We start from the raw sequence: 23,406 nt of genomic DNA, 5'->3' as shown, positions 1-23,406 counted from the left end.
ATTATTGACTGCAACCATAAATCAGGGCGGCCCGGGTTTATTCAACAGGCTCGAACATGGCCTGCAACGGATGGCCCGCTTTCTGGGCGGCCTGCAGCACCTGCTCGACCTTGGTGGCCGCCACATCGCGCGAGTACACGCCGCAGACGCCGCGGCCGTCGAGATGGATCTTGAGCATGATCTGGGTGGCCGTTTCGCGGTCCTTGCCGAAGAGTTCCTGCAGGACGATGATGACGAATTCCATGGGCGTGAAGTCATCGTTGAGCATCACGACCTGGTACATCTGCGGCGGCTGCACGCGCTGGCGCCGCCGCTCCAGCACCACGGCGCCGTCGTCATCGGACACGGGCCGCACTGTGGGAATGGCAGGAGGGGTCGAAGGGGGTTGGGTTGCCATGAAAATCATTCTAGCCATCGGAGCCACTGTTTTCCGGAAGGGATATGCGAGGCGTGCCTGAAGAATTCAAGCGCGGCGCCTGCCCGGGCTGGCCAGCACGCACCAAAGCAGTGCCTGCTTGCCGCCACCGGGCGCTGCGCCACCTTGCGCGTCATTCGTAGACCACCTTGACCTGGGCGCTGCCCGCCTGGGCATACCAGGCGGCCAGGGCCGCGTCGCTGGGATAGAAGCGGCTGCCGTCGCCCAGGGCCAGCTCGCAGCTGGCCGAGCCGCGCTCGTCCTCGCAGACCAGTCCCAGGCGCACCTTCATGCCGCGCTGCAGCTCGCCATGCTCACCCTGCTCCACCACGGCGGGGAACTGGCGCAGCAGGCCGACCACGTCGGGCATCTTCTCGCCCACGCTGACCTGCAGGTAGCGCGCGAAACGGCAGCGCGCATCGGCCAGGTTGAACAGCTGCTGTGCCTTCATGCGCAGGCCACCGCTGAAGTGGTCCAGTTGCAGGCGCCCGGTGATGACGACGAATTCGTCGTCCTTGAGCAGATCGCGATAGGTATTGAGCGTGTTCTCGTCCACCGAGGCCTCGATCACGCCCGAGCCGTCATCGATCTTGAAAAGGCCCAGCCGCCCGCGCTGGCCGTTGATGGCGCGGAAGTCGCTGATGATGCCGGCCAGGGTCTGGGGCTCGCGGCTGTCGCGCAGCTCGGCCAGCGGCGTGCGCACGAAGCGGCGCACCTCCTTTTCGACCTCGTCGAACAGATGGCCCGACAGGTAAAAGCCCACGGCGGTCTTTTCCTGGGTCAGCCTCTCCTTCACGCCCCAGGGCAAGGCATCGGCCAGGGGCGGCTCCTGGGTGCTGGAGCCCACGGCGTCCTCGCCCATCATGTCGAACAGCCCGCCCTGGTTGGCATTGGCCAGCGTCTTGTTGGCGAACTCGAAGGCATGGTCGATGGAGGCCACCAGGGCCGCGCGGTTCAGTTCGATGGCATCGAAGGCACCTCCCTTGATCAGGGCTTCCAGCGTGCGCTTGTTCAGGCGCGTGCGGTCCACGCGCACGCAGAAGTCGGCCAGGCTCTTGAACGGCCCCTTGTCGGCGCCGCGCGGGCCCACGCCACGGCCTTCACGGGCCGCGATGATGGCCTCGATGGCCTGCTGGCCCGTGCCCTTGATGGCACCCAGGCCATAGCGTATGACCTTGTCGGTGACGGGCTCGAAGCGGTACATGCCGCGGTTGACATCCGGCGGCTCGAAGCTGATGCCCATCTTGAGCGCGTCTTCGTACAGCACCTTGAGCTTGTCGGTGTTGTCCATTTCCACGGTCATGTTCCCGCAGTAGAACTCGGCCGTGTAGTGCACCTTCAGCCAGGCTGTGTGATAGGCCAGCAGCGAGTAGGCGGCGGCGTGCGACTTGTTGAAGCCGTAGCCCGCGAACTTCTCCATCAGGTCGAAGACCTCGTCGGCCTTTTCTTCGCTGATGCCCTGCTTGGCCGCGCCCTCGCGGAAGATCCCGCGGTGCATGACCATTTCCTCGACCTTCTTCTTGCCCATGGCACGGCGCAAGAGGTCGGCGCCGCCCAGCGAGTAGCCGCCCAGCACCTGGGCGGTCTGCATCACCTGCTCCTGGTAGACCATGATCCCGTAGGTTTCGGCCAGCACCTTTTCGACCAGCGGATGCGGATACTCCACCACTTCCTTGCCGTGCTTGCGCGCCACGAAGCTGGGAATCAGGTCCATGGGTCCCGGGCGGTACAGGGCGTTCAGGGCGATCAGGTCTTCCAGCCGGCTGGGCTTGGCGTCGCGCAACATGCCCTGCATGCCGCGCGATTCAAACTGGAACACGGCCTCGGTCTTGCCCTCGGAAAACAGCTGGTAGGTGCGCGCATCGTCCAGCGGGATGTTCTCGAATGCGAAGTTCTCCTGGCCCTTGTGGCGCTTGATGATGAACTCGCGCGCAATCTCCAGGATGGTCAGCGTGGCCAGGCCCAGAAAGTCGAACTTCACCAGGCCCACGGCCTCCACATCGTCCTTGTCGTACATGGCCACGGCCGAGTCGCTGCCCGGCTGCTGGTACAGCGGGCAGAAATCGGCCAGCTTGCCCGGGGCAATCACCACGCCGCCCGCGTGCATGCCAATGTTGCGTGTCATGCCTTCGAGCTTCTGGGCCATTTCAATCAGTGTCTTGACGTCTTCTTCTTTGTCGATGCGCTCGGCCAACATGGGCTCGGCCTCGATGGCGTAGGTGTACTTGTCGCCCTCCTTCTTGGGGTTGGGCGGGTACTTGAGCGTGACGTGCAGGCCAGGCTTGTTGGGAATGAGCTTGGAGATGCCATCGCAGAAGGTGTAGCTCATGTCCAGCACGCGGCCCACGTCGCGGATGGCCGCGCGCGCGGCCATGGTGCCGAAGGTGGCGATCTGGCTGACGGCGTCGCGGCCGTACAGCTGCTTCACATAGTCGATGACGCGGTCGCGGTTGGCCTGGCAGAAGTCCACGTCGAAGTCGGGCATGGACACACGCTCGGGATTGAGGAAACGCTCGAACAGCAGGTTGTATTCCAGCGGGTCCAGGTCCGTGATCTTGAGCACGTAGGCCACCAGCGAGCCGGCGCCCGATCCGCGGCCCGGACCCACGGGACAGCCGTTGAGCTTGGCCCACTTGATGAAGTCGCCCACGATGAGGAAGTAGCCCGGAAAGCCCATCTTGAGGATGGTGCCGATCTCGAACTCCAGTCGCTCGACATAGCGCTCGCGCTGGGCTTCGCGCTTGGCGGGGTCGGGATAGAGATGGATCAGACGTTCCTCCAGTCCCGCAAAGGACTCCTGGCGGAAGAACTCGTCCATGGTCATGCCTTCGGGCACGGGGAAGTTGGGCAGCTGCGGCTTGCCCAGCACCAGCGTCAGGCTGCAGCGACGCGCGATTTCCACGGTGTTGGCGATGGCGCTGGGAATGTCGGCAAACAGCGCCTGCATCTGCGCGACGGTCTTGAAATGCTGGTCGCGCGTGAAGCGGCGCACACGCTTGGGGTTGGCCAGGATCTCGCCCTCGGCGATGCACACGCGCGCCTCGTGCGCTTCGTAGTCGTCGGGGCCGAAGAACTGTATGGGGTGCGTGGCGACCACGGGCAGGTTCAGGCGATCGGCCAGTTGCACGGCGGCCAGCACATGGGCTTCGTCGTCAGGCCGGCCTGCGCGCTGCAGCTCGATGAAGAAGCGGTGCGGGAACATGCTCGCCAGCCGCTGGGCGACGGCTGCTGCGCCGGCCTCGTCACCGCGCATCAGTGCCTGGCCCACCGGGCCGGCCTGGGCGCCGGCCAGCACGATCAGACCTTCGCCCAGCTCCTGCAGCCAGGCCCATGTGTGCACGGCCTGGCCCTTGACCACATTGCGGGTCCAGCCCCGGGCCAGCAGCTCGGACAGGTTGTGGTAGCCCAGCGGGCTTTGCACCAGCACGATGATGCGCGAGATCGCGGCGCCGTTTTCGCCCTCGATCTGGATTTCCGCGCCCAGCACGGGCTTGACGCCCTTGGCCCGGCCTTCGCGATAGAACTTGACGCCGCCAAACAGGTTGTTGAAGTCTGTGACGGCCAGTGCGACCTGCCCATCCTCGGCGGCGGCCTTGACGATGGCGTTGATGCGGTTGGTTCCGTCCACGACGGAAAATTCGGTGTGCAGGCGCAAATGGACAAACATATGGGCGCCATTGTAGAAAGCTCCGCAAGGCCGGGACCCGTTCGCGGCCATGCCTTTGCCGCCGCCCCCGCCTGCGGGGCGGGCATCGCAGGCCGTTACAATGCCTCGGCCCGGTTGCGGGAAAATCAGGCTTCATGCGGCCCCTCAGCGCGGCCCGCATCCCTGCCCGCCAACCCTCTCACCGCCCTTCGATTGCCCGAGAAACGTCCACCATGCAGCGTATTCCCCTGTCCATCGTTCCCGCCGTGCTGGTCGCAGGCGTCCTGACAGCCTGCTCCAGTACGCAACAAGACCCTACTGCCAAGTGGACCCCGGACCGCATCTATACCGAGGCGCGCGACGAAGCCGCGTCCGGTGCGTTCGACAAGGCCGTTCCGCTGTTCGAGAAGCTCGAAGGCCGTGCCGCCGGCACGCCCCTGGCCCAGCAGGCCCAGCTCGACAAGGCCTATGCCCAGTACAAGAGCGGCGACAAGGTCCAGGCCACGGCCACGCTGGACCGCTTCCTGAAGCTGCACCCGGCCAGCCCCGCCACCGACTACGCCCTGTACCTCAAGGGACTGGTCAACTTCAATGACAACCTGGGCATGTTCTCCTGGCTGTCGCGCCAGGATCTGTCCGAGCGTGACCAGAAGGCCGCCAAGGACTCCTTCGAGTCATTCCGCGAGCTGGTGACGCGCTTCCCCGAGTCGCGCTACGCCGAAGACTCGCGGCTGCGCATGCAGTACATCGTCAACTCGCTGGCGCAGTACGAAGTCCATGTGGCCCGCTACTACTACGGACGCGGCGCCTACGTGGCCGCCATCGCACGTGCGCAGACCGCCGTCAAGGACTACCAGGGCGTGCCCGCCGTGCGCGAGGCCATGCAGATCCTGGTGAACTCATACGATGCACTGGGCATGACCCAGCTGCGTGACGATGCGCAGCGCGTGCTGACCGCCTCGTACGGCCAGGACTCCGACAAGGACGTCACGGCAAAGCAGAAGTCGTGGTGGAAACTGTGGTGACCTGCGGCGCAGGCTGCGCCAGCGCCTGCAGGGCCTGAACAAAGGCCGCCTCGTCCTCCAGGGTCCGCATGGGCGGCAGCGCAGCGCGCAGCCGCCGCCCATAACCCTTGGCGGTCAATCTGGGATCGCAGACCACAAGCACGCCGCGATCCGTCTCGCGCCGGATCAGGCGCCCGGCGCCCTGCTTGAGCGCCATCGCGGCCTCGGGCAGCATGTAGTCGGCAAAGGCCTGCCGGCCCACGGATTCCAGACTGCGCGAACGCGCCTCGACCAGCGGATCGTCGGGCGGCGGAAACGGCAGCTTGTCGATGACCACCAGCTGCAGCGCATCGCCAGGCAAATCCACCCCTTCCCAGAAAGTGGCCGATGCCACGAGAATGCAGCCGCGCCCCGCGCTGGCGCCCTTGCCTTCGCCTGCCGCAACAAAGCGCTCGATCAAGGTCAGCTTGGGCGCCTGCCCCTGGACCAGCACATCAAGTTCACCGAACAGCCCCAGCGACTGCTGCAGCGTGTCGCCTATGGCGTGCAGGGCACGCAGCGTGGTGGTCAGCACCAGAGTGCGGCCGCCCAGGCGCTGGGCCGCATCCAGCGCCAGGCGTGCCACCTCGGCGCTGTGGGCCGTGCTTCCTGCCTCGGCAAAAGGCCGCGGCACATAAAGCGCCGCCTGCCGCGCATAGTCGAAGGGGCTGTCCACGCGCAGCACCTGGGCCTCTCGCAGTCCGCAGGGCTCGGTGAACCAGCTCAGCCGCTCGTCGTCGCCTAGCGTGGCAGAGGTGAAGATCCAGGCGGTGCCCGCTGGCGGCTCGTACGGGGCGGTGGGTGCGTTTTCCTGCGGCTCGGCGTCTTGCCCGCTTCCTTCCTGATGCTCTTGCTCTTGCGCTTGCGTCGGACCCAGCAGCCGCGTGCGCATGATGTGTGCAATGGTCAGCGGAGACTCCAGCATGCGCATCTGCTGGCTGCCCAGTTCCAGCCAGCGCACCGTGTCTTGCACGGCCGCCGCCGCGAAGGTGGCCAGGCGCCGCAGCAGTTCGCTGCCGCGCTCGAGCAGCCTGCGCAGTTCGGGATCGCTGACCTGCAATTGCACCAGCGGCTCCACCAGCGCCCGCAGGCTGCGCCCCAGCGTGACCAGGGCCGTGCGCCAGCTCTGGGCGTCCAGTCCCTGCGGCGTCACACCCTGCCAGGACAGACGTCCGCCCACAGGGGGCTTGCCTGCGGCCAGGCGCAGCTCGCGCAGTGCCTGCTCCACACGCGCCGAGAGCATCATCCAGTCGGCCATGCCGCGTGCCAGTTCCTGGCCGGCGCGCAGCACATCGCGGGCATAGCCCGTCAATTGCTGGCCCGACAGGCTCAGGCCAGCGAACTGCACGCCGGTGTCGTTGAGCTGGTGGGCCTCGTCCACCACCACCACGCCCGCGCTGGGCAGCAGTTGGGCCACACCCGAATCGCGCACGTCGAGGTCGGCAAACATCAGATGGTGGTTGATGACCACCACGTCGGCGTCCAGCGCGGTGCGGCGGGCCACGTTGACATGGCAGTCCTGCCAATGCGGGCAGTCCGAGCCCAGGCAGTTGTCGCGAGTGGAAGTGACCAGGGGCAGCGCGGGCGAGCGCTCGTCCAGCGCGGGCAGCTCGCCCAGGTCACCTGTGCGCGTGGTGCGCGCCCAGCGCTCGACCAGGGCCACGCTGCGCAGCACCTGCGGGTCCTGCGGCACCGTGCGGCCCTGGCGCACTCGCTCCAGCCGCTCCAGGCACAGGTAGGCGCTGCGCCCCTTGAGGCGCGCCATGCGCAGCGGCATGCCCAGGGCGGCCACCAGACGCGGCAGATCCCGTGCGAACAATTGGTCCTGCAGCGCACGCGTGGCCGTGGACACCAGCACGCGCTGGCCGCTGAGCAGGGCCGGCACCAGATAGGCATAGGTCTTGCCCACGCCCGTGCCGGCCTCCACGACCAGGGTCTGGCGCTCTTCGATGGCCTGGGCCACGGCCAGGGCCATGCGGGTCTGGCCTTCACGCGGCAGGAACTGCGCCTCGGCGCGCGACAGCAGGCCTTGCGGGGCGAAGGCCGCCTGCACGGCGGCGGTCAGGGAATGCACAGGACAGGTCCGGTTGTTGAAAAAGACAGCGCCACGGGAGCCGGGCGAGCCGGCACCGGGGGCAGCGCTCCGATAATATGCGCCATGCCACTGGTGTGCCCATCCGCCGCCCCAAGAGCCCACCAAACCAGAGACCATGCAGCCAGCGTACCGACTCCAAGCCGCCACAGGCATCCATCGCGGTGACAGGCAATACCAGCAAGACCAGGTGATGCTCATGGCCCACCCGTATGTCCACGGCTGCCTGCTGGGCGTTCTGGCCGACGGCATGGGCGGGCGCAGCGGCGGGCGCAAGGCCTCCGACCAGGTCATGCTCACGGCGCGCCAGCTGTTCGAGCGCTTCGAGCCGGGCAAGGAGGACTGCACAGCGCTGCTGGAGAGCATCGTGCGCGAGTCGCACACGGTGATCCGTCTGACCGCCATTTCGGCCGAGCAGGAGCCGCACAGCACCATCGCTGCCTTCGTCCTGCTGCCCCAGGGCCGCTGCCACTGGGTGCATTCGGGCGATTCGCGCATCTACCACTACCAGGACGCGACCATGGTCCACCGCACCAAGGACCATTCCTATGTGCAGTCGCTGGTGGACCGGGGAGAGCTCACCGAATTCGAGGCCCATGTGCACCCCAAGTCCAACATCCTGCTGGGCTGCCTGGGCACCGAGGCCGAACCGCCCATGAGCCACCATGTGATCGAGCGCGTGTATCCGGGCACCACCCTCATGGCCTGCAGCGATGGCGTCTGGCACTACTACACGGCCGAGGAACTGGGCACCGTGCTCAACGCGCTCACCCCGCGCGAGGCCACGGAGTTCCTCATCGACAAGGCCCGCGTGCGCGCCCAGGGCGGGGGCGACAACCTGTCCTTGGTGGTGCTCAAGCTCGAGGCGCTGGAGTCTGCCCAGACGGCTTGAACCGGGGTTGGAGCATCCAGGCCCTCACGCCAGCCCCCACCCGGTTGGCCTGTTGGCGCGTGGCAGAGAAAAAAAGGATCAGGGAGCAGGCGGCGCCGGCAGCGGCGCAGCCTGGGGACCGCGCTCGCGGGCCGCTTCGGCGGCACGGGCCTTGCGCTCGGCCGCTTCCTTCTGCTTGGCTTCGAACTGCGCACGCGATGCCGCGCGCCGCTCCTGCTCCTGGGCGGACTGGCGCTGCTCCATCTGGGCCTGCCGTTCGCGCTGGTGGCTGGCCTGCTGGGCGGCGCGCTGCTGCGCCTCCTGGGCGCGCTGCGCGCGCAGGGCCTGGGTATCGCGCTGCACGGCCGGCGGCCGTTCCTTGGCCTCCATGGTGGAGGCTGCCTTCTGCGCCTTCTTGGCCTCGATGTCTTCCAGGCGCTGGACGGCGCGCTCCTTGCGCTCCTCGTCGTTGATCTGAAGCTCGCGTTCGCGCAGCGGACGATCCTGCTCACGGGCCTCTTCGCGCGCCTGCTTGAGGCAGTCTTCCACGGCAAAGCGCTGGTAGCACTCGGACTCCAGGGCCGTGCGCCGGCGCTCGATGACGGCGCGCTGGGCTGCGATGTCGGCACGCGCGGCCTTGCGTTCGGCCTGGGCCTGCCTGGCCGCCTGGCCAGGCTCCCGCGCGGCATCGGCCGCCACGGCCGGGCCCGCCAAGGCCAGGCAGGCCAGCGCGGCGCCCAAAGGAACGGGCAGTTTCTTCACAAGGACAAAAGCAGAGGTGGGCAGTTTCAGCATGTACAGGTCCGGCAAACGACGCCAGGCGCGGCCACCTGCCTCAGGTCAGGCTGGTATCCACCACGCGGCGCTCCAGCGCCAGGAACTCCTTGGACTGCATCTCGTTCAGGCGCGAGACGGTGCGGGGGAACTCATGGGCCAGCGGGCCCTCAGTGTAAAGCTGCTCGGGCGGCACGGCGGCCGAGATGACCAGCTTGACCCTGCGGTCGTACAGCACGTCCACCAACCAAGTGAAGCGCCGCGCGGGCGACGCCATGTTGACCGGCATATAGGGCACGTCGGACAGCAGCACGGTGTGGAACTGGCTTGCGATCTCCAGGTAGTCGTTCTGCGAGCGCGGGCCGCCGCACAGCTCGCGGAAGTCGAACCAGACCACGCCACCGGCGCGGCGGCGCGCACGGATCTCGCGCGCCTCGATGTGCAGCACCGGGTCCTCGTCCTTGACCTCGGCCAGCTTGTCGAAGGTCTCGGTCATGGCCGCATCGGCCTCGGCGCCCAGCGGCGTGTGGTAGAGCCTGGCGTTTTCCAGCGTGCGGCGGCGGTAGTCCGTGCCGTTGTCCACGTTGACGACTTCCATGCGCTCGTTGAGCAGGTCGATGGCCGGCAGGATGCGGTCGCGGTGCAGGCCGCCCGGGTACAGCTCGTCGGGCTTGAAGTTGGAGGTGGTGACAAAGCCCACGCCGTTGGCGAACAGCGACACCAGCAGCCGGTGCAGGATCATCGCGTCCGTGATGTCGGCCACGTGGAATTCATCGAAGCAGATCAGCTTGTACTTCTTGGAGATGCGCGCACCCAGCACGTCCAGCGGGTTCTGGGTGCCCTGCAGCACGGCGAGTTCACGGTGGACCTCGCGCATGAATTCATGGAAATGCAGGCGCACCTTGCGCCTGAGCGGCACGGCATTGAAGAAGCAATCCATGAGAAAGCTCTTGCCGCGCCCCACCCCGCCGTACATGTAGACGCCACGGGGAATCTCGGGATGGTTGATGAGCTTCTTGAAGGCATTGGAGCGGCGCTGGCGGTAGACCGTCCAGTCGTCGGCACAGCGCTGCAGCGCCTCGACGGCGCGCAGTTGCGCAGGATCACTGTGAAAGCCCTTGGCTACCAGTTCGGCCTCGTAGGCCTCTCGCACTGAAACGCTCATGCAGCATCAACCATTTGCTATGTATTCAGAAGCTGAAAGCGCTTGCAGAGCAAGCGCTTTCAGGTCTCGGATTGGCTAGATGGCTAGCCTGGCACTCAGAAGTTCAGAGTACGCTTGTCGACTGCCAGGGCAGCCTCCTTGGTGGCTTCGGACAGCGAGGGGTGGGCATGGCAGATGCGGGCGATGTCTTCGCTCGATGCCTTGAACTCCATGGCAACCACGGCTTCGGAGATCAGCTCCGAGACCATGGGGCCGACCATGTGCACGCCCAGGATCTCGTCGGTTTCGGCATCGGCCAGGAACTTGACCATGCCGGTGGTGTCGCCCAGGGCGCGCGCACGGCCGTTGGCCAGGAAGGGGAAGCTGCCGGCCTTGTACTTGACGCCCTGCTCCTTCAGTTGCTGCTCGGTGCGGCCCACCCAGGCGATTTCGGGGCTGGTGTAGATCACCCAGGGGATGGTGCCGAAGTTCACATGGCCATGCTGGCCGGCGATGCGCTCGGCCACGGCCACGGCCTCTTCCTCGGCCTTGTGCGCCAGCATCGGGCCGCGCACCACGTCGCCCACGGCCCAGACGCCGGGCAGGCTGGTCTTGCAGTCGTCATCGACCACGATGCAGCCGCGCTCGTCCAGGGCCAGGCCCACCGCCTCGGCATTGAGGCCGGCGGTGTTGGCCGTGCGGCCAATGGAGATGATGAGCTTGTCAGCCTCCAGCGCCTGGGCTTCACCCTTGGCGTTGGTGTAGGCGATGGACACGCCCTTCTTGCCGGACTTGACTTCGCCGATCTTCACGCCCAGCTCAATCTTCAGGCCCTGCTTGTCGAAGGCCTTCTTGGCTTCCTTGGCGATCTGCTCGTCCACGGCGGGCAGGAACTTGTCCATGCCTTCGAGCACGATGACTTCGGTGCCAAGACGGCGCCAGACCGAGCCCATCTCCAGGCCGATCACGCCGGCGCCGATCAGGGCCAGCTTCTTGGGGGCCTTGCCCAGGCGCAGGGCGCCGTCGTTGGACAGGATGTTCTCTTCATCGAAGGGCACGCCGGGCAGAGCGCGGGCGTTGGAGCCGGTGGCCACCACGATCTGCTTGCCCGTCAGCACTTCCTCTTCCTTGCCGGCGACCTTGATCTCGTAGCCGCCTTCGACGGCCTTGACGAAGGAACCACGGCCGTGGAAGAACGTGACCTTGTTCTTCTTGAACAGGTACAGGATGCCGTCGTTGTTCTGCTTCACGACCGCATCCTTGCGGGCGATCATCTTGGCCACGTCCATCTCGACCTTGCCGGTGGAGATGCCATGGTCGGCAAAGTGCAGGTTGGCGTGCTCGAAGTGCTCGGACGACTGCAGCAGGGCCTTGGAGGGAATGCAGCCCACGTTGGTGCAGGTGCCGCCCGGAGCGGCGCCGCCGGCGGCGTTCTTCCACTCGTCGATACAGGCCACGTTGAAGCCCAGTTGCGCGGCACGGATGGCGGCGATGTAGCCGCCAGGGCCCGCGCCGATGACGATGACGTCGAATTGCTTGCTCATTTCAGGAATCTCTTGTCTGTGATGCATGAAAAAACCCACCGCAGGGCGCGCGGCCAAGGGTGGGTTTTCGTCGTGTCGAACCCTGTGGAATTACAGGTCGAACAGCAGGCGCGAAGGATCTTCCAGCGCGTCCTTCATGGCCACCAGGCCCAGCACGGCTTCGCGGCCGTCGATGATGCGATGGTCATAGGACATGGCCAGATAGTTCATCGGGCGCACCACGACCTGGCCGTTCTCGACCATGGCACGGTCCTTGGTGGCGTGCACGCCCAGGATGGCCGACTGGGGCGGGTTGATGATGGGGGTGGACATCATCGAGCCGAAGGTGCCGCCATTGGAGATGGAGAAGGTGCCGCCGGTCATTTCTTCAATGCCCAGCTTGCCTTCGGCAGCCTTCTTGCCGAATTCGGCAATCTTCTTTTCGATGTCGGCGAAGCTCATCTGGTCTGCATTGCGCAGGATGGGCACCACCAGGCCACGGGGCGAACCCACGGCGATACCGATGTCGAAGTAGCCGTGGTAGACGATGTCGTTGCCGTCCACGGATGCGTTGAGCACCGGGTACTTCTTCAGGGCGTGCACGGCCGCCTTGACGAAGAAGGACATGAAGCCCAGCTTGGTGCCGTGTTCCTTGGTGAAGGCGTCCTGGAACTTCTTGCGCAGATCCATCACCGGGGCCATGTTCACTTCATTGAACGTGGTCAGGATGGCGTTGGTGGACTGCGACTGCAGCAGACGCTCGGCCACGCGGGCACGCAGGCGGCTCATGGGCACGCGCTGCTCGGGACGGCCGCTGAGGTCTTCCTTGGCGGACGGAGCCGACACCTGGGGCAGCGCCTTGGTGGGCACGCCGGTGGGAATGACGGCAGCGGTGGACTGCACGCCGCCCTTGATGGCGGCCAGCGCGTCACCCTTGGTCACGCGGCCATCCTTGCCGGAGCCAGCCACGCCGGCGGCCGACAGGTTGTTTTCGGCCAGCAGCTTGGCAGCGGCGGGCATGGCGACATCACCCTTGCTGCCACCGGTGGCGGCCGCGGCTGCGGGCGCTGCAGCAGGAGCGGCTGCAGCGGCGGGGGAGGCTGCAGGAGCGGCAGCGGCCACACCGGCCACGCCTTCGGTGTCGATCTTGGCGATCAGTTGCTCGGCCACCACGGTGGCGCCGTCACCTTGCACGATCTCGGCCAGCACGCCAGCGGCGGGCGCGGGCACTTCGAGCACGACCTTGTCGGTTTCGATCTCGATGAGGATCTCATCGACTGCAACCGCTTCGCCGGCCTTCTTCTTCCAGGTCAGCATGGTGGCCTCAGCGATGGACTCGGACAGCTGGGGAACTTTGACTTCAACGATAGCCATTTGTGATTCTTTCCAAAAGTGTTCTGTACTGATACGTAGCGGGTGGGGGCTGCCTTACTTGTTCAGGACAAAACCCTTGAGCTTGGAGAACGCGCCTTCCACCAGGGCCTTTTGCTGCTCCTGGTGCAGGTGGGCGTAACCCACGGCGGGCGATGCCGAGGCAGCGCGGCCGGAGTAGCCCAGCTTCTGGCCATCGAGCATGTTCTCGTGGATGTAGTGCTGCACGAAGAACCAGGCGCCCTGGTTCTGCGGCTCGTCCTGGCACCAGACGATGTCGGTGGCGTTGCCGAACTTCTTCAGTTCAGCGGCGAAAGCCTTGTGCGGGAAGGGGTACAGCTGCTCGACGCGGATGATGGCGACGTCCTTGCTTTCCTTCTCGGTGCGCTTCTTGACCAGGTCGTAGTAGACCTTGCCGGAGCATGCGATCACGCGCTTGACCTTGGCCGCGTTCTTCACGACGGCTTCGTCCTGCTCAGGGATCACGGTCTGGAAACCGCCGCTGGTGAACTCGGACAGCGGCGAGGTGGCGTCCTTGTTGCGCAGCAGCGACTTGGGGGTCATGATGACCAGCGGCTTGCGCAGCGGGCGCACCATCTGGCGGCGCAGCACGTGGAAGATCTGGCTGGCCGTGGTCGGCTGCACGATCTGCATGTTGGCGTCGGCGGCCAGTTGCATGAAGCGCTCCAGGCGGGCCGAGCTGTGCTCGGGGCCCTGGCCTTCGTAGCCGTGCGGCAGCATCAGCGTCAGGCCGTTGATGCGGCCCCACTTGACTTCACCGGAGGCGATGAACTGGTCGATCACGACCTGGGCGCCGTTGGCGAAGTCGCCGAACTGGGCTTCCCAGATCACCAGGGTGTTGGGGTCGTTCGACGCATAGCCGTACTCGAAGCCCAGCACGGCTTCTTCGGACAGGATGGAGTCGATGACGGTAAACGGAGCCTGGCTGTCGGCCACGTTCTGCAGCGGGATGTAGGTGCCTTCGCTCCACTTCTCGCGCTTTTGGTCATGGATGACCGAGTGGCGGTGCGTGAAGGTGCCGCGGCCGCAGTCCTCGCCCGACAGGCGCACGGGGTAGCCCGATGCGACCAGCGATGCGAAGGCCATGTGCTCGCCCATGCCCCAGTCCACGTTGACTTCGCCGCGGCCCATGGCTGCGCGGTCGTCATAGACCTTCTTGACCAGCGCGTGCGGCGTCACGGTCTCGGGGATGGTGGTGATGCGTTCGGCCAGGCGCTTCCATTCCGTCAGCGGGATGGCGGTGTCGCCGGCGTCCGTCCAGGTCTTGCCCAAGAACGGGCTCCAGTCCACGGCGTACTTGCTCTTGAAGTTGGTCAGCACCGGGTCCACGGTGTGGCGGCCTTCGTCCATGGCGGCGCGGTAGGCCTTGGCCATGTCGTCGCCCAGCGATTCGCCCAGGCCCTGTGCGGCCAGCTTGTCGGCGTACAGCTTGCGGGTGCCGGGGTGGGCGCCGATCTTCTTGTACATCAGCGGCTGGGTCAGCGCGGGGGTGTCCTGCTCGTTGTGGCCCAGCTTGCGGAAGCAGACGATGTCCACGACCACGTCCTTGGAGAATTCCATGCGGAACTCCAGGGCCAGCTGCACGGCCAGCGCCACGGCTTCCGGATCATCGCCGTTGACGTGCAGCACGGGCGACTCGATCATCTTGACGATGTCGGTGCAGTACAGCGTGGAGCGGGTGTCGCGCGGATCGGAGGTGGTGAAGCCGATCTGGTTGTTGATGATGATGTGCACCGTGCCGCCCGTGGTGTAGCCACGGGTCTGGGCCAGCGCCAGGGTTTCCTGGTTCACGCCCTGGCCGGCGAAGGCTGCATCGCCGTGCACCAGCACGGGCAGCACCTGCTTGCCGTGCGGGTCGTCGCGGCGGTCCATGCGCGAGCGCACCGAGCCTTCGACCACGGGGTTGACGATTTCCAGGTGCGAGGGGTTGAAGGCCAGCGACAGGTGGACGGGGCCGCCTGCGGTGGACACGTCGGAGCTGAAGCCCTGGTGGTACTTCACGTCACCGGCGGGCAGGTCCTCGGGGGCGGTGTGGTCGAACTCGGCGAACAGGTCCTTGGGCATCTTGCCCAGGGTGTTGACCAGCACGTTCAAGCGGCCGCGGTGGGCCATGCCGATCACGACTTCCTGCACGCCCTTCTGGCCGGCAGCGTTGATGAGCTCGTCCATGGCGACGATGAAGCTCTCGCCACCTTCCAGCGAGAAGCGCTTTTGGCCGACGTACTTGGTGTGCAGGTAGCGTTCCAGGCCTTCGGCAGCCGTCAGGCGGTCGAGGATGCGCTTTTTCCGGCTGGCATCAAAGCTGGGCTTGGTACGGCTGGTTTCCAGCTTTTGCTGCCACCAGCGCTTTTGCGTCTGGTCCGTGGCATACATGTACTCGGAGCCGATGGTGCCGCAGTAGGTTTCGCGCAGAGCGTTCATCAGCTCGCGCAGGGACATGCTTTCCTTGCCGAAGAAGGTGTTGCTCGTGTTGAACACCGTTTCCTGGTCGGCATCGGTGAAGCCGTAGAACGACGGCTCCAGCTCGGGAATTTCGGGGCGCTCGGTGCGCTTGAGGGGGTCCAGATCGGCCCAGCGTGCGCCGACATTGCGGTAGGCGGCGATCAGTTGCTGGACGGCGGTGCGCTTGCGGCCCAGCTCGGAGTCGGCGCCGGAGGCCACGACCACCTTGGTGCCGCCTTGCTTGGCGCGCTCGGCGAAAGCGTTGATGACGGGCTGGTGCGGAACGTCCTTGGCGTCGGTGCCATCGACTGCGGGCACATGTTGCAGTGCATCAAAGTACTCGCGCCAGGAATCCGGCACGCTACCGGGATTGGCCAGGTAGTTTTCGTACATTTCTTCGACGTAGGGGGCATTGCCGCCGAAGAGGTAGGTATTGCCTTGGTAGGCTTGGTAGACCGACGTCTGATCGCTCATATTGCGCTGACCTCAGCCTCCCTGAGGGAGGCATTAGCTGGTTTGTGGAACCTTCCGCGACACGGCTGTACCGATTGGCGGATGCGACTGTGGCTGGGGAAGGGCCTGGTTGCGACCGCCATTGTGCCACCGTTCAAACATCGCAGCAGGGCAGTTACCAAGTGATTACCTGAACTCTCCGGGAGTTCCCGCAGTCGCGTACATTGGCGCATCTTCCGAACGGACCGCCAGATGAACCTGCTGCCCCTACACAAACGCACTTTCATGCTGCTGCTGATTGCGGCAACCATAGGCTTCGGTGCCGTGCTCTGGGAGTTCATGGGGGCCATCTTCTGGGGCGTCGCCCTGGCCATCCTGTTTTCGCCGCTGCACCGGCGCCTGCTGGCGCGCATGCCACGGCGCACCAATCTCGCCGCCCTGTCCACCCTGCTGCTGTGCCTGGTGGTGGCCATCCTGCCGCTGGCGCTGATCGGCGCCTCGCTGGTGCGCGAGGCCTCGTTGATCTATGAGCGCGTCAACAGCGGCAACCTGGATGCAGGCACCTATGTGCAACAGATCATGGACGCCCTGCCCTCCTGGGTCACACCCTGGCTGGAGCGGTTGCACCTGGGTTCGCTGGCCGAGCTGCAGGACAAGCTGTCCAGCATCGCCATGCAGGCCTCCAAGCTGGCCGCCACCAAGGCGCTGGGCATAGGCCAGAACACCTTCGGGTTTCTGGTCGGCTTCTGCGTGATGCTGTACCTGCTGTTCTTCCTGCTGCGTGACGGCCGCGACCTGACACAGCGCATCCGCATGGCCATCCCGCTGCAGTCCGATCACAAGGCCGAGCTGTCGAGCAAGTTCACCACCGTGATCCGCGCCACCGTCAAGGGCAACCTGGCCGTGGCGGCCGCCCAGGGCGCGCTGGGCGGGCTGATCTTCTGGATTCTGGGCATCCAGGGGCCCGTGCTGTGGGGCGTGGTGATGGCGTTCCTGTCGCTGCTGCCCGCTGTGGGCGCCGGCCTGATCTGGGCACCGGTGGCCATCTACTTCCTGGCCACCGGTGACATGGGCAAGGGCCTGATCCTGATCGCCTACGGCGTGCTGGTGATCGGACTGGTGGACAACGTGCTGCGCCCGCTGCTGGTTGGCAAGGACACCAAGATGCCCGACTACATCGTGCTGATCTCGACACTGGGCGGCATGGCTCTCTTCGGACTGACGGGTTTTGTGATAGGACCCGTGATCGCGGCGCTGTTCATGGCAATCTGGGACATGTTCACGCGCATGCAGCTGCAGGATGAGGAAAGGCGCCGCCAAATGGCCCAAACGGTGAACCCATCGGTGAACAAGACGGGTTTGGCGCATGCTGAATATCAGACGTCGGATGATCTGGGCCTCAAGCATGCCCCGCGCGATCCGGGCCCGCCGGCACGCTGATCCACCCCGGCCTCCGCTCCCGGGGGAGGCCAAAAACCCCATTCGGCAATTCAATCGACGCAAATGGTTCGCATTCACCCAATAGACTGGATTGATCGATGCCATTCAGCCAGCCAATGAATACCGGATTGATATAAAACAAAATATCCGAAGCCTTCAAACCAGATAATCAATTCAACTGATGAATCGGCCGGACACCAGACCGGCAAGCCCCGCGCAGCAAGGTGCAGCGGGGAGGCCGCGCATGAATGCCGCACAGGCCGACTCGGGATTAAGGGTTATTTCCCGGATTGTTTTCGGGGTGCACTCGTAGAATTTGCTTACAAGCGTCAATTTCTATTAGAAGGTACCCCACATGGTCCAATTCTCCAGACGCCAGTTCATGAAAGTGACTGGTTCGACTCTGGCCGGATCCAGCCTGGCGTTGATGGGTTTCTCGCCCACGGCCGCCCTGGCTGAAGTGCGCCAGTTCAAGCTGGCCGCCACCACGGTCACCCGCCAGACCTGCACCTACTGTTCGGTAGGCTGCGGCATCCTGATGTATTCGCTGAGCGATGGCGTCAAGAACGCCAAGCTGTCGGTGATCCACGTCGAGGGAGATCCCGACCACCCCGTCAACCGCGGAACGCTGTGCCCCAAGGGCGCATCGCTGCTGGACTTCGTCCACAGCCCGCACCGCCTGAAGTATCCCGAGTACCGCGCGCCCGGCTCCACCGAGTGGAAGCGCATGTCCTGGGATGAGGCGCTGACCCGCATCACCAAGCTGCTCAAGGACGACCGCGACGCGAACTTCGTCGAGCAAAACGACAAGGGCCAGACGGTGAACCGCTGGCTGACCACCGGCATGCTGGCCGCCTCGGCCTCCAGCAACGAAGCCGGCTACGTCACACACAAGGTGGCCCGCTCCTGGGGCCTGCTCGCACTCGATAACCAAGCACGTGTCTGACACGGCCCGACGGTGGCAGGTCTTGCCCCGACGTTTGGCCGTGGAGCGATGACGAACCATTGGGTCGACATCAAGAACGCGGACGTTATCCTGATCATGGGCGGCAATGCCGCTGAAGCACATCCCTGCGGTTTCAAGTGGGTGACCGAAGCGAAGGAGCACAACGGTGCGCACTTCATGGTGGTCGATCCGCGCTTCAACCGCTCCGCCTCCGTGGCCGATTTCTACGCCCCCATCCGGTCGGGCTCGGACATCGTGTTCCTGGGTGGCGTGATCAACTATCTGCTGACGAACGACAAGATCCATCACGAGTACGTGAGGAACTACACCGACTTCTCGTACATCGTGAAGGAGGAGTTTGCGTTCGACGAGGGCATCTTCTCGGGCTACGACCCACAGACCCGCAAGTACGACAAGTCCAGCTGGGACTATGAACTCGACGCCGACGGCTACGTGAAGGTGGACGCCAGCCTGCAGCATCCGCGCTGCGTGTACCAATGGCTCAAGCGCCACTACGCCAGCTATACGCCCGAGAAGGTGGAGAGCGCCTGCGGCACGCCCAAGGAAAAATTCCTGCATGTGTGCGAGAAGCTGGCCTCGACGGCAGTGCCGGGCCGCGCCGCAACCATCCTGTACGCACTGGGCTGGACACAGCACACCACGGGTGCGCAGATCCTGCGCACGGGCGCCATGGTGCAGCTTCTGCTGGGCAACATCGGCGTGGCCGGCGGCGGCATGAATGCGCTGCGCGGGCACTCCAACATCCAGGGCCTGACGGACCTGGGGATTCTGTCGGCTTCGCTGCCAGGCTATCTGACGCTGCCCAACGAAGGCGAGCAGGACTACCAGAAGTACATCGACGCGCGCACGCCCAAGGCCATGCGCCCGGGCCAGATGAACTACTGGTCGAACACGCCCAAGTTCCACGTGAGCCTGATGAAGGCCTGGTGGGGACCGGCGGCCACGGCCGAGAACAACTGGGCCTTCAACTACCTGCCCAAGCTGGACAAGCAGTACGACATGCTGCAGGTGTTCGACATGATGGCGCAGGGCAAGATCAACGGCTACATCGCCCAGGGCTTCAACCCGCTGGCGGCTCTTGCGAACAGCAACAATGTGCGCGAAGGCCTCAAGAAGCTGAAGTTCCTGGTGATCATGGACCCGCTGGTCACCGAAACGTCGGAGTTCTGGAAGAACCACGGCGAGTTCAACGACGTGGATTCGGCATCCATCCAGACCGAGGTGTTCCGCCTGCCCACGACCTGCTTTGCCGAGGAAGATGGCGCCGTCGTCAGTTCCTCGCGCGTGCTGCAGTGGCACTGGAAGGCGGCCGAGCCCCCGGGCGAAGCCAAGACCGACATCGCCATCATGTCGGCCCTGCACCTGCGCCTGAAGCAGGCCTATGAGAAGGACGGCGGCAAGTTCCCCGAGCCGATCACCAAGCTGTGGTGGCCGTATGCCCATGCCGATCATCCGACTTCGGAAGAGATCGCCAAGGAGTACAACGGCCGCGCGCTGGTGGACCTGTTCGACCCCAAGGACCCGACCAAGCTCATCCGCAAGGCAGGCGAGCAGCTCGCCGGCTTCGGCGAGATGCGCGACGACGGCACGACGATGGGCGGCTGCTGGATCTGGGCTGGCTGCTGGACCTCGTCCGGCAACCAGATGGCCCGACGCGACAACAGCGACCCTACGGGCATAGGCAATACGCTGAACTGGGCCTGGGCCTGGCCGGCCAACCGCCGCGTGCTCTACAACCGTGCCTCGTGCGACCGCAACGGCCAGCCGTTCAATCCCCAGCGCACGCTGATCCGCTGGAACGGCAAGACCTGGGGCGGCGCCGACGTGCCCGACATGGGTCCGACCATGCCGCCGGAGACCACCGATCCGTTCATCATGAACCCCGAGGGCGTGGCGCGCTTCTTCGCCCGCAAGGGCATGAACGAGGGACCGTTCCCCACCCACTACGAGGCCTTCGACAACCCGCTGGGATACAACCCCATGTATCCCGACAACAAGCTGGCTGTCATCAACCCGGCCGCCCGCATCTTCGACTCCGCCAAGGATTCGGCAGGCTCGCCCAGCGAGTTCCCGCATGTGGGCACGACGTACCGCCTGACCGAGCACTTCCACTATTGGACCAAGCACGTTCAGTTGAACAACATCGTTCAGCCCGAGCAGTTCGTGGAAATCGGCGAGGCGCTGGCCAAGGAACTGGGCATCGAGACGGGCCAGCATGTGAAGGTCAGCTCCAAGCGCGGCTTCGTCAAGGCGGCCGCCGTGGTGACCAAGCGCATCAAGCCCATGAAGATCGATGGCAAGACCATCCACCACGTGGGCGTGCCCATTCACTGGGGCTTCTCGTCGACGGGCCGCAAGGGCTACATGGCCAACAACCTGACGGCATCGGTGGGCGATGGCAACAGCCTTACCCCGGAATCCAAGACCTTCCTCGTGAAGGTGGAAAAGGTTTAAGGAGCAGCTGATGTCATCAACCATGTCTCTCGATATCAAGCGTCGCTCGGCCACGACGACGCCTGCTCCCAGTGCGCGCGAAACGCACAGCGGCGAGGTGGCCAAGCTCATCGATGTCTCCAAGTGCATCGGGTGCAAGGCCTGCCAGACCGCCTGCATGGAGTGGAACGACCTGCGCGACGAAATCGGCACCTGCGCGGCCGGCGTCTATGACAACCCGACCGATCTGACCGATCAGTCGTGGACCGTCATGCGCTTTACCGAGTACGAGAACGAAGCGACCGGCAACCTGGAGTGGCTGATCCGCAAGGACGGCTGCATGCACTGCGAGGACCCGGGCTGCCTGAAGGCCTGCCCCTCGCCGGGCGCCATCGTGCAGTACAGCAACGGCATCGTGGACTTCCAGCAGGACCAGTGCGTGGGCTGCGGCTACTGCGTCACGGGCTGCCCGTTCAACATTCCGCGCATCTCCAAGAAGGACCACAAGGCCTACAAGTGCACGCTGTGCTCGGACCGCGTGGCCGTCGGCCGGGAGCCTGCCTGTGTCAAGACCTGCCCCACCGGCGCCATCATGTTCGGCACCAAGGAGGCGATGAAGGACCAGGCCGAGCACCGCATCGGCGACCTCAAGCGGCGCGGCTATGCCGAGGCGGGCCTGTATGACCCGCAGGGCGTGGGCGGCACCCATGTGATGTACGTGCTGCATCACGCGGACAAGCCTTCGCTGTACAAGGGCCTGCCCGACGACCCGAAGATCAGCCCCATGGTGTCCCTGTGGAAGGGTGTGGCCAAGCCATTGGCCATGGCCGCGCTGGGCGCAGCTGCCGTCGGCAGCCTGTTCCACTACATCACCAAGGGCCCGAACGACGTGTCCAAGGAACTGGAAGACGAAATGGACCGCAAGGACCAGGAAGCCGCTGAAAAGGAGGCCCGCCGATGAAACGCAACCCACGTGACCTGGTGCGCTACAACGCATCGGAGCGTGCCAACCACTGGGTGGTCGGCATCTGCTTCATCCTGCTGGCGCTGTCGGGCCTGGCGTTCTTCCACCCGGCCTTCTTCCCGCTCACGCAGCTGTTCGGCGGCGGGCCGTGGACACGCATCCTGCACCCCTACATCGGGGTGGTGATGGCGCTGTTCTTCATCATCATGGCGCTGCGCTTCTGGCGCCTGAACGTGGTCGAGCCGCGCGACATCGAGTGGCTCAAGAACGTCAACAAGATGATCGACGGCGACGACCACGACATGCCCGAGCAGGGCAAGTACAACGGCGGCCAGAAGCTGCTGTTCTGGGGCCTGGTCATCGGCATGCTGGCGATCACCGTGACCGGCGCGCTCATGTGGCGCGCCTGGTGGACGCTGCCCGTCAACGTGGTGCGCGCCGCCTCGGTGGTGCACGCCATTGCGGGCGTGTGGATGATCGGCCTGATCATCATGCACGTGTACGCGGCCATCTGGACCCGGGGCACCATCCGCGCCATGCTGTACGGCACGGTGACACGGGCCTGGGCCAAGCAGCACCACCGGGGGTGGTATCGCAAGATGACCGGTGATAATGACTGACACCCCCTGAGCGGCTTACGCCGCTTCCCCCTCTCTACTCGCTGCGCGAGGGAGGGGGACGGCACCCTCGGTGCGGGACGGCCCTTCCTCGGTGCCCCTCGCCTTGGGCCGCGCCAGTTTTCACAGACATGGCGTCATACTAGGCATCAGCCTGAGCACCCAGCCGCCCAGCGATCCGGGCGGCTGTTTTTTTGGGATTCATTCCAATGCAACGCATTCTTCAACCCGGCGATATCGAGTCGCTGGACCACACCAGTTTTCCGCGCGTGCTGCTGCCGCAGTTGCCGGCGCTGTTCGTCGAGCGGGCGGCGCGGCTGCGGCAGCTGGCCGAGGGCAATCCGATTGCCGACTACCTGCGGTTTGTGGCGCAGATCGTGGACGCGCAGGCCAAGGCCGCCGGGCAGCTGACGCTGGCCGAGCCCGATGCGGCGCTGATCGCGCGGGCGCAGGAGCATTCCATGCCGCTGCTGCCTGCCGCCGACCATATCGATGCCGCCTGGCATGGCGTGCTGGACCGCATGCTCGATGCCCTGTCGGGCGCCGACGGCCTGCCAGCGCCGCTGCACCCGCTGCTGCAGGAGCTGCGCGCGCTGGACACGGCCGGGCGTGACGAGATCGCGCAGCGGCTGCTGCAAAAGGAAGTGGCGGCCCGCCACGTGGGCATGGCGCCCTTTGTGATGGCTGCGCTGCAGGTGGTGTTTGCCACGCGCGCCAGCGGCCTGAACGCACGCGACGTGCCCTATACCGATCCCGCCTCGATCTGTCCCGTCTGCGCCAGCGAGCCCGTGGCCAGCGTGTTGCGCATTGGCGGCAAGGCCGCAGGCCATCGCTACCTGCACTGCGGCACCTGCTGCACGGAGTGGCACATGGTGCGCGTCAAGTGCTCCCACTGCGAGTCGACCAAGGGCGTCGAGTACCAGGGCATCGATGGCGCAGGCGATACCGTGCTGGCCGAGACCTGCGAGGAATGCGGCAGCTACCGCAAGGTGGTCAACCAGGAAAAGGACCCCATGGCCGAGCCCCTGGCCGACGACCTGGCCTCGCTGATGTTGGACCTGCTGATGGGCGAGGAGACGCGCTTTCAGCGCGCCAGCGCCAATCCCCTGCTCTACGTGGCCTTTGCCGAGGAGCAGGACGAGGCCGGCGACGCGCTGATCGACCCCGCCACACCTGCTGCCTGACCCTTT

Annotated in this window: 15 protein-coding genes; 7 read left to right on the top strand and 8 right to left on the bottom strand. The window is 65.3% G+C overall.

The features are described from left to right. Positions 1-37: 37 nt before the first annotated feature. Complete coding sequence (gene clpS, locus ACF8ML_RS21990) at positions 38-415, bottom strand: ATP-dependent Clp protease adapter ClpS (RefSeq protein WP_016454840.1); 378 nt, start codon at positions 413-415, stop codon at positions 38-40. Positions 416-548: 133 nt separating this feature from the next. Next, positions 549-4,082: a DNA polymerase III subunit alpha gene (dnaE, locus tag ACF8ML_RS21985; RefSeq protein WP_047218165.1), complete on the bottom strand. Its 3,534-nt coding sequence runs from the start codon at positions 4,080-4,082 to the stop codon at positions 549-551. A 212-nt stretch (positions 4,083-4,294) separates the two neighbouring features. On the opposite strand from dnaE, the gene ACF8ML_RS21980 reads away from it, so the two are divergent. Beyond that, positions 4,295-5,086, top strand: coding sequence for an outer membrane protein assembly factor BamD (locus ACF8ML_RS21980; protein ID WP_016454842.1), 792 nt, complete (start codon positions 4,295-4,297; stop codon positions 5,084-5,086). Here the strand turns inward: ACF8ML_RS21980 and ACF8ML_RS21975 are convergent. Then, positions 5,049-7,178 carry an ATP-dependent DNA helicase gene (locus ACF8ML_RS21975; RefSeq protein ID WP_392407966.1) on the bottom strand — a complete coding sequence of 710 codons (2,130 nt, stop codon included), beginning with the start codon at positions 7,176-7,178 and terminating at the stop codon, positions 5,049-5,051. The two genes, ACF8ML_RS21980 and ACF8ML_RS21975, sit on opposite strands and share 38 nt — an antisense overlap. Before the next feature lie 136 nt (positions 7,179-7,314). Between ACF8ML_RS21975 and ACF8ML_RS21970 the strand changes: the two genes are divergently transcribed. Next, entirely contained in the window at positions 7,315-8,088 is a 774-nt protein-coding gene (locus tag ACF8ML_RS21970) for a PP2C family serine/threonine-protein phosphatase (protein ID WP_026062214.1), read from the top strand. Positions 8,089-8,166: 78 nt separating this feature from the next. Here the strand turns inward: ACF8ML_RS21970 and ACF8ML_RS21965 are convergent, their stop codons facing one another. The 5 genes from ACF8ML_RS21965 to ACF8ML_RS21945 all read right to left on the bottom strand — a co-directional run bounded on the left by ACF8ML_RS21965 (position 8,167) and on the right by ACF8ML_RS21945 (position 15,816). Continuing rightward, a complete protein-coding gene (locus ACF8ML_RS21965) occupies positions 8,167-8,862 on the bottom strand; it encodes a hypothetical protein (RefSeq protein WP_133072364.1) in 696 nt (231 codons plus the stop codon). Between the two features lie 40 nt (positions 8,863-8,902). Next, a complete protein-coding gene (gene zapE / locus ACF8ML_RS21960; protein ID WP_016446859.1) occupies positions 8,903-10,006 on the bottom strand; it encodes a cell division protein ZapE in 1,104 nt (367 codons plus the stop codon). Positions 10,007-10,101: 95 nt separating this feature from the next. Then, positions 10,102-11,529 (bottom strand): dihydrolipoyl dehydrogenase, encoded by a 1,428-nt coding sequence (gene lpdA, locus ACF8ML_RS21955; protein WP_017404783.1) that lies wholly within the window; start codon positions 11,527-11,529, stop codon positions 10,102-10,104. A gap of 90 nt (positions 11,530-11,619) precedes the next feature. Continuing rightward, the gene (gene odhB / locus ACF8ML_RS21950; protein ID WP_392407965.1) at positions 11,620-12,882 is read right to left on the bottom strand and encodes a 2-oxoglutarate dehydrogenase complex dihydrolipoyllysine-residue succinyltransferase; all 1,263 of its coding nucleotides are present in this window, start codon (positions 12,880-12,882) and stop codon (positions 11,620-11,622) included. Between the two features lie 54 nt (positions 12,883-12,936). Continuing rightward, positions 12,937-15,816 carry a 2-oxoglutarate dehydrogenase E1 component gene (locus tag ACF8ML_RS21945; RefSeq protein WP_016446856.1) on the bottom strand — a complete coding sequence of 960 codons (2,880 nt, stop codon included), beginning with the start codon at positions 15,814-15,816 and terminating at the stop codon, positions 12,937-12,939. A gap of 231 nt (positions 15,817-16,047) precedes the next feature. On the opposite strand from ACF8ML_RS21945, the gene ACF8ML_RS21940 reads away from it, so the two are divergent. The 5 genes from ACF8ML_RS21940 to fdhE all read left to right on the top strand — a co-directional run bounded on the left by ACF8ML_RS21940 (position 16,048) and on the right by fdhE (position 23,400). Beyond that, positions 16,048-17,235, top strand: coding sequence for an AI-2E family transporter (locus tag ACF8ML_RS21940; protein WP_016446855.1), 1,188 nt, complete (start codon positions 16,048-16,050; stop codon positions 17,233-17,235). A gap of 355 nt (positions 17,236-17,590) precedes the next feature. Continuing rightward, positions 17,591-20,656: a formate dehydrogenase-N subunit alpha gene (gene fdnG / locus ACF8ML_RS21935; RefSeq protein ID WP_392407963.1), complete on the top strand. Its 3,066-nt coding sequence runs from the start codon at positions 17,591-17,593 to the stop codon at positions 20,654-20,656. Positions 20,657-20,666: 10 nt separating this feature from the next. Continuing rightward, on the top strand, positions 20,667-21,596 hold the full coding sequence (gene fdxH, locus ACF8ML_RS21930) for a formate dehydrogenase subunit beta (RefSeq protein WP_012205325.1): 930 nt from the start codon (positions 20,667-20,669) through the stop codon (positions 21,594-21,596). Further along, complete coding sequence (locus ACF8ML_RS21925) at positions 21,593-22,219, top strand: formate dehydrogenase subunit gamma (protein WP_012205324.1); 627 nt, start codon at positions 21,593-21,595, stop codon at positions 22,217-22,219. The genes fdxH and ACF8ML_RS21925 overlap by 4 nt, the downstream gene beginning before the upstream one ends. A 206-nt stretch (positions 22,220-22,425) precedes the next feature. Further along, entirely contained in the window at positions 22,426-23,400 is a 975-nt protein-coding gene (gene fdhE / locus ACF8ML_RS21920) for a formate dehydrogenase accessory protein FdhE (RefSeq protein ID WP_392407962.1), read from the top strand. Positions 23,401-23,406 lie beyond the last annotated feature (6 nt).

The sequence above is a fragment of the Delftia sp. WSY_10 genome (assembly GCF_043104705.1).
Lineage (GTDB): Bacteria > Pseudomonadota > Gammaproteobacteria > Burkholderiales > Burkholderiaceae_C > Comamonas > Comamonas tsuruhatensis.
Note: the sequence above shows the minus strand (reverse complement) of the source record. Positions and strands in the feature narration are given on the sequence as shown.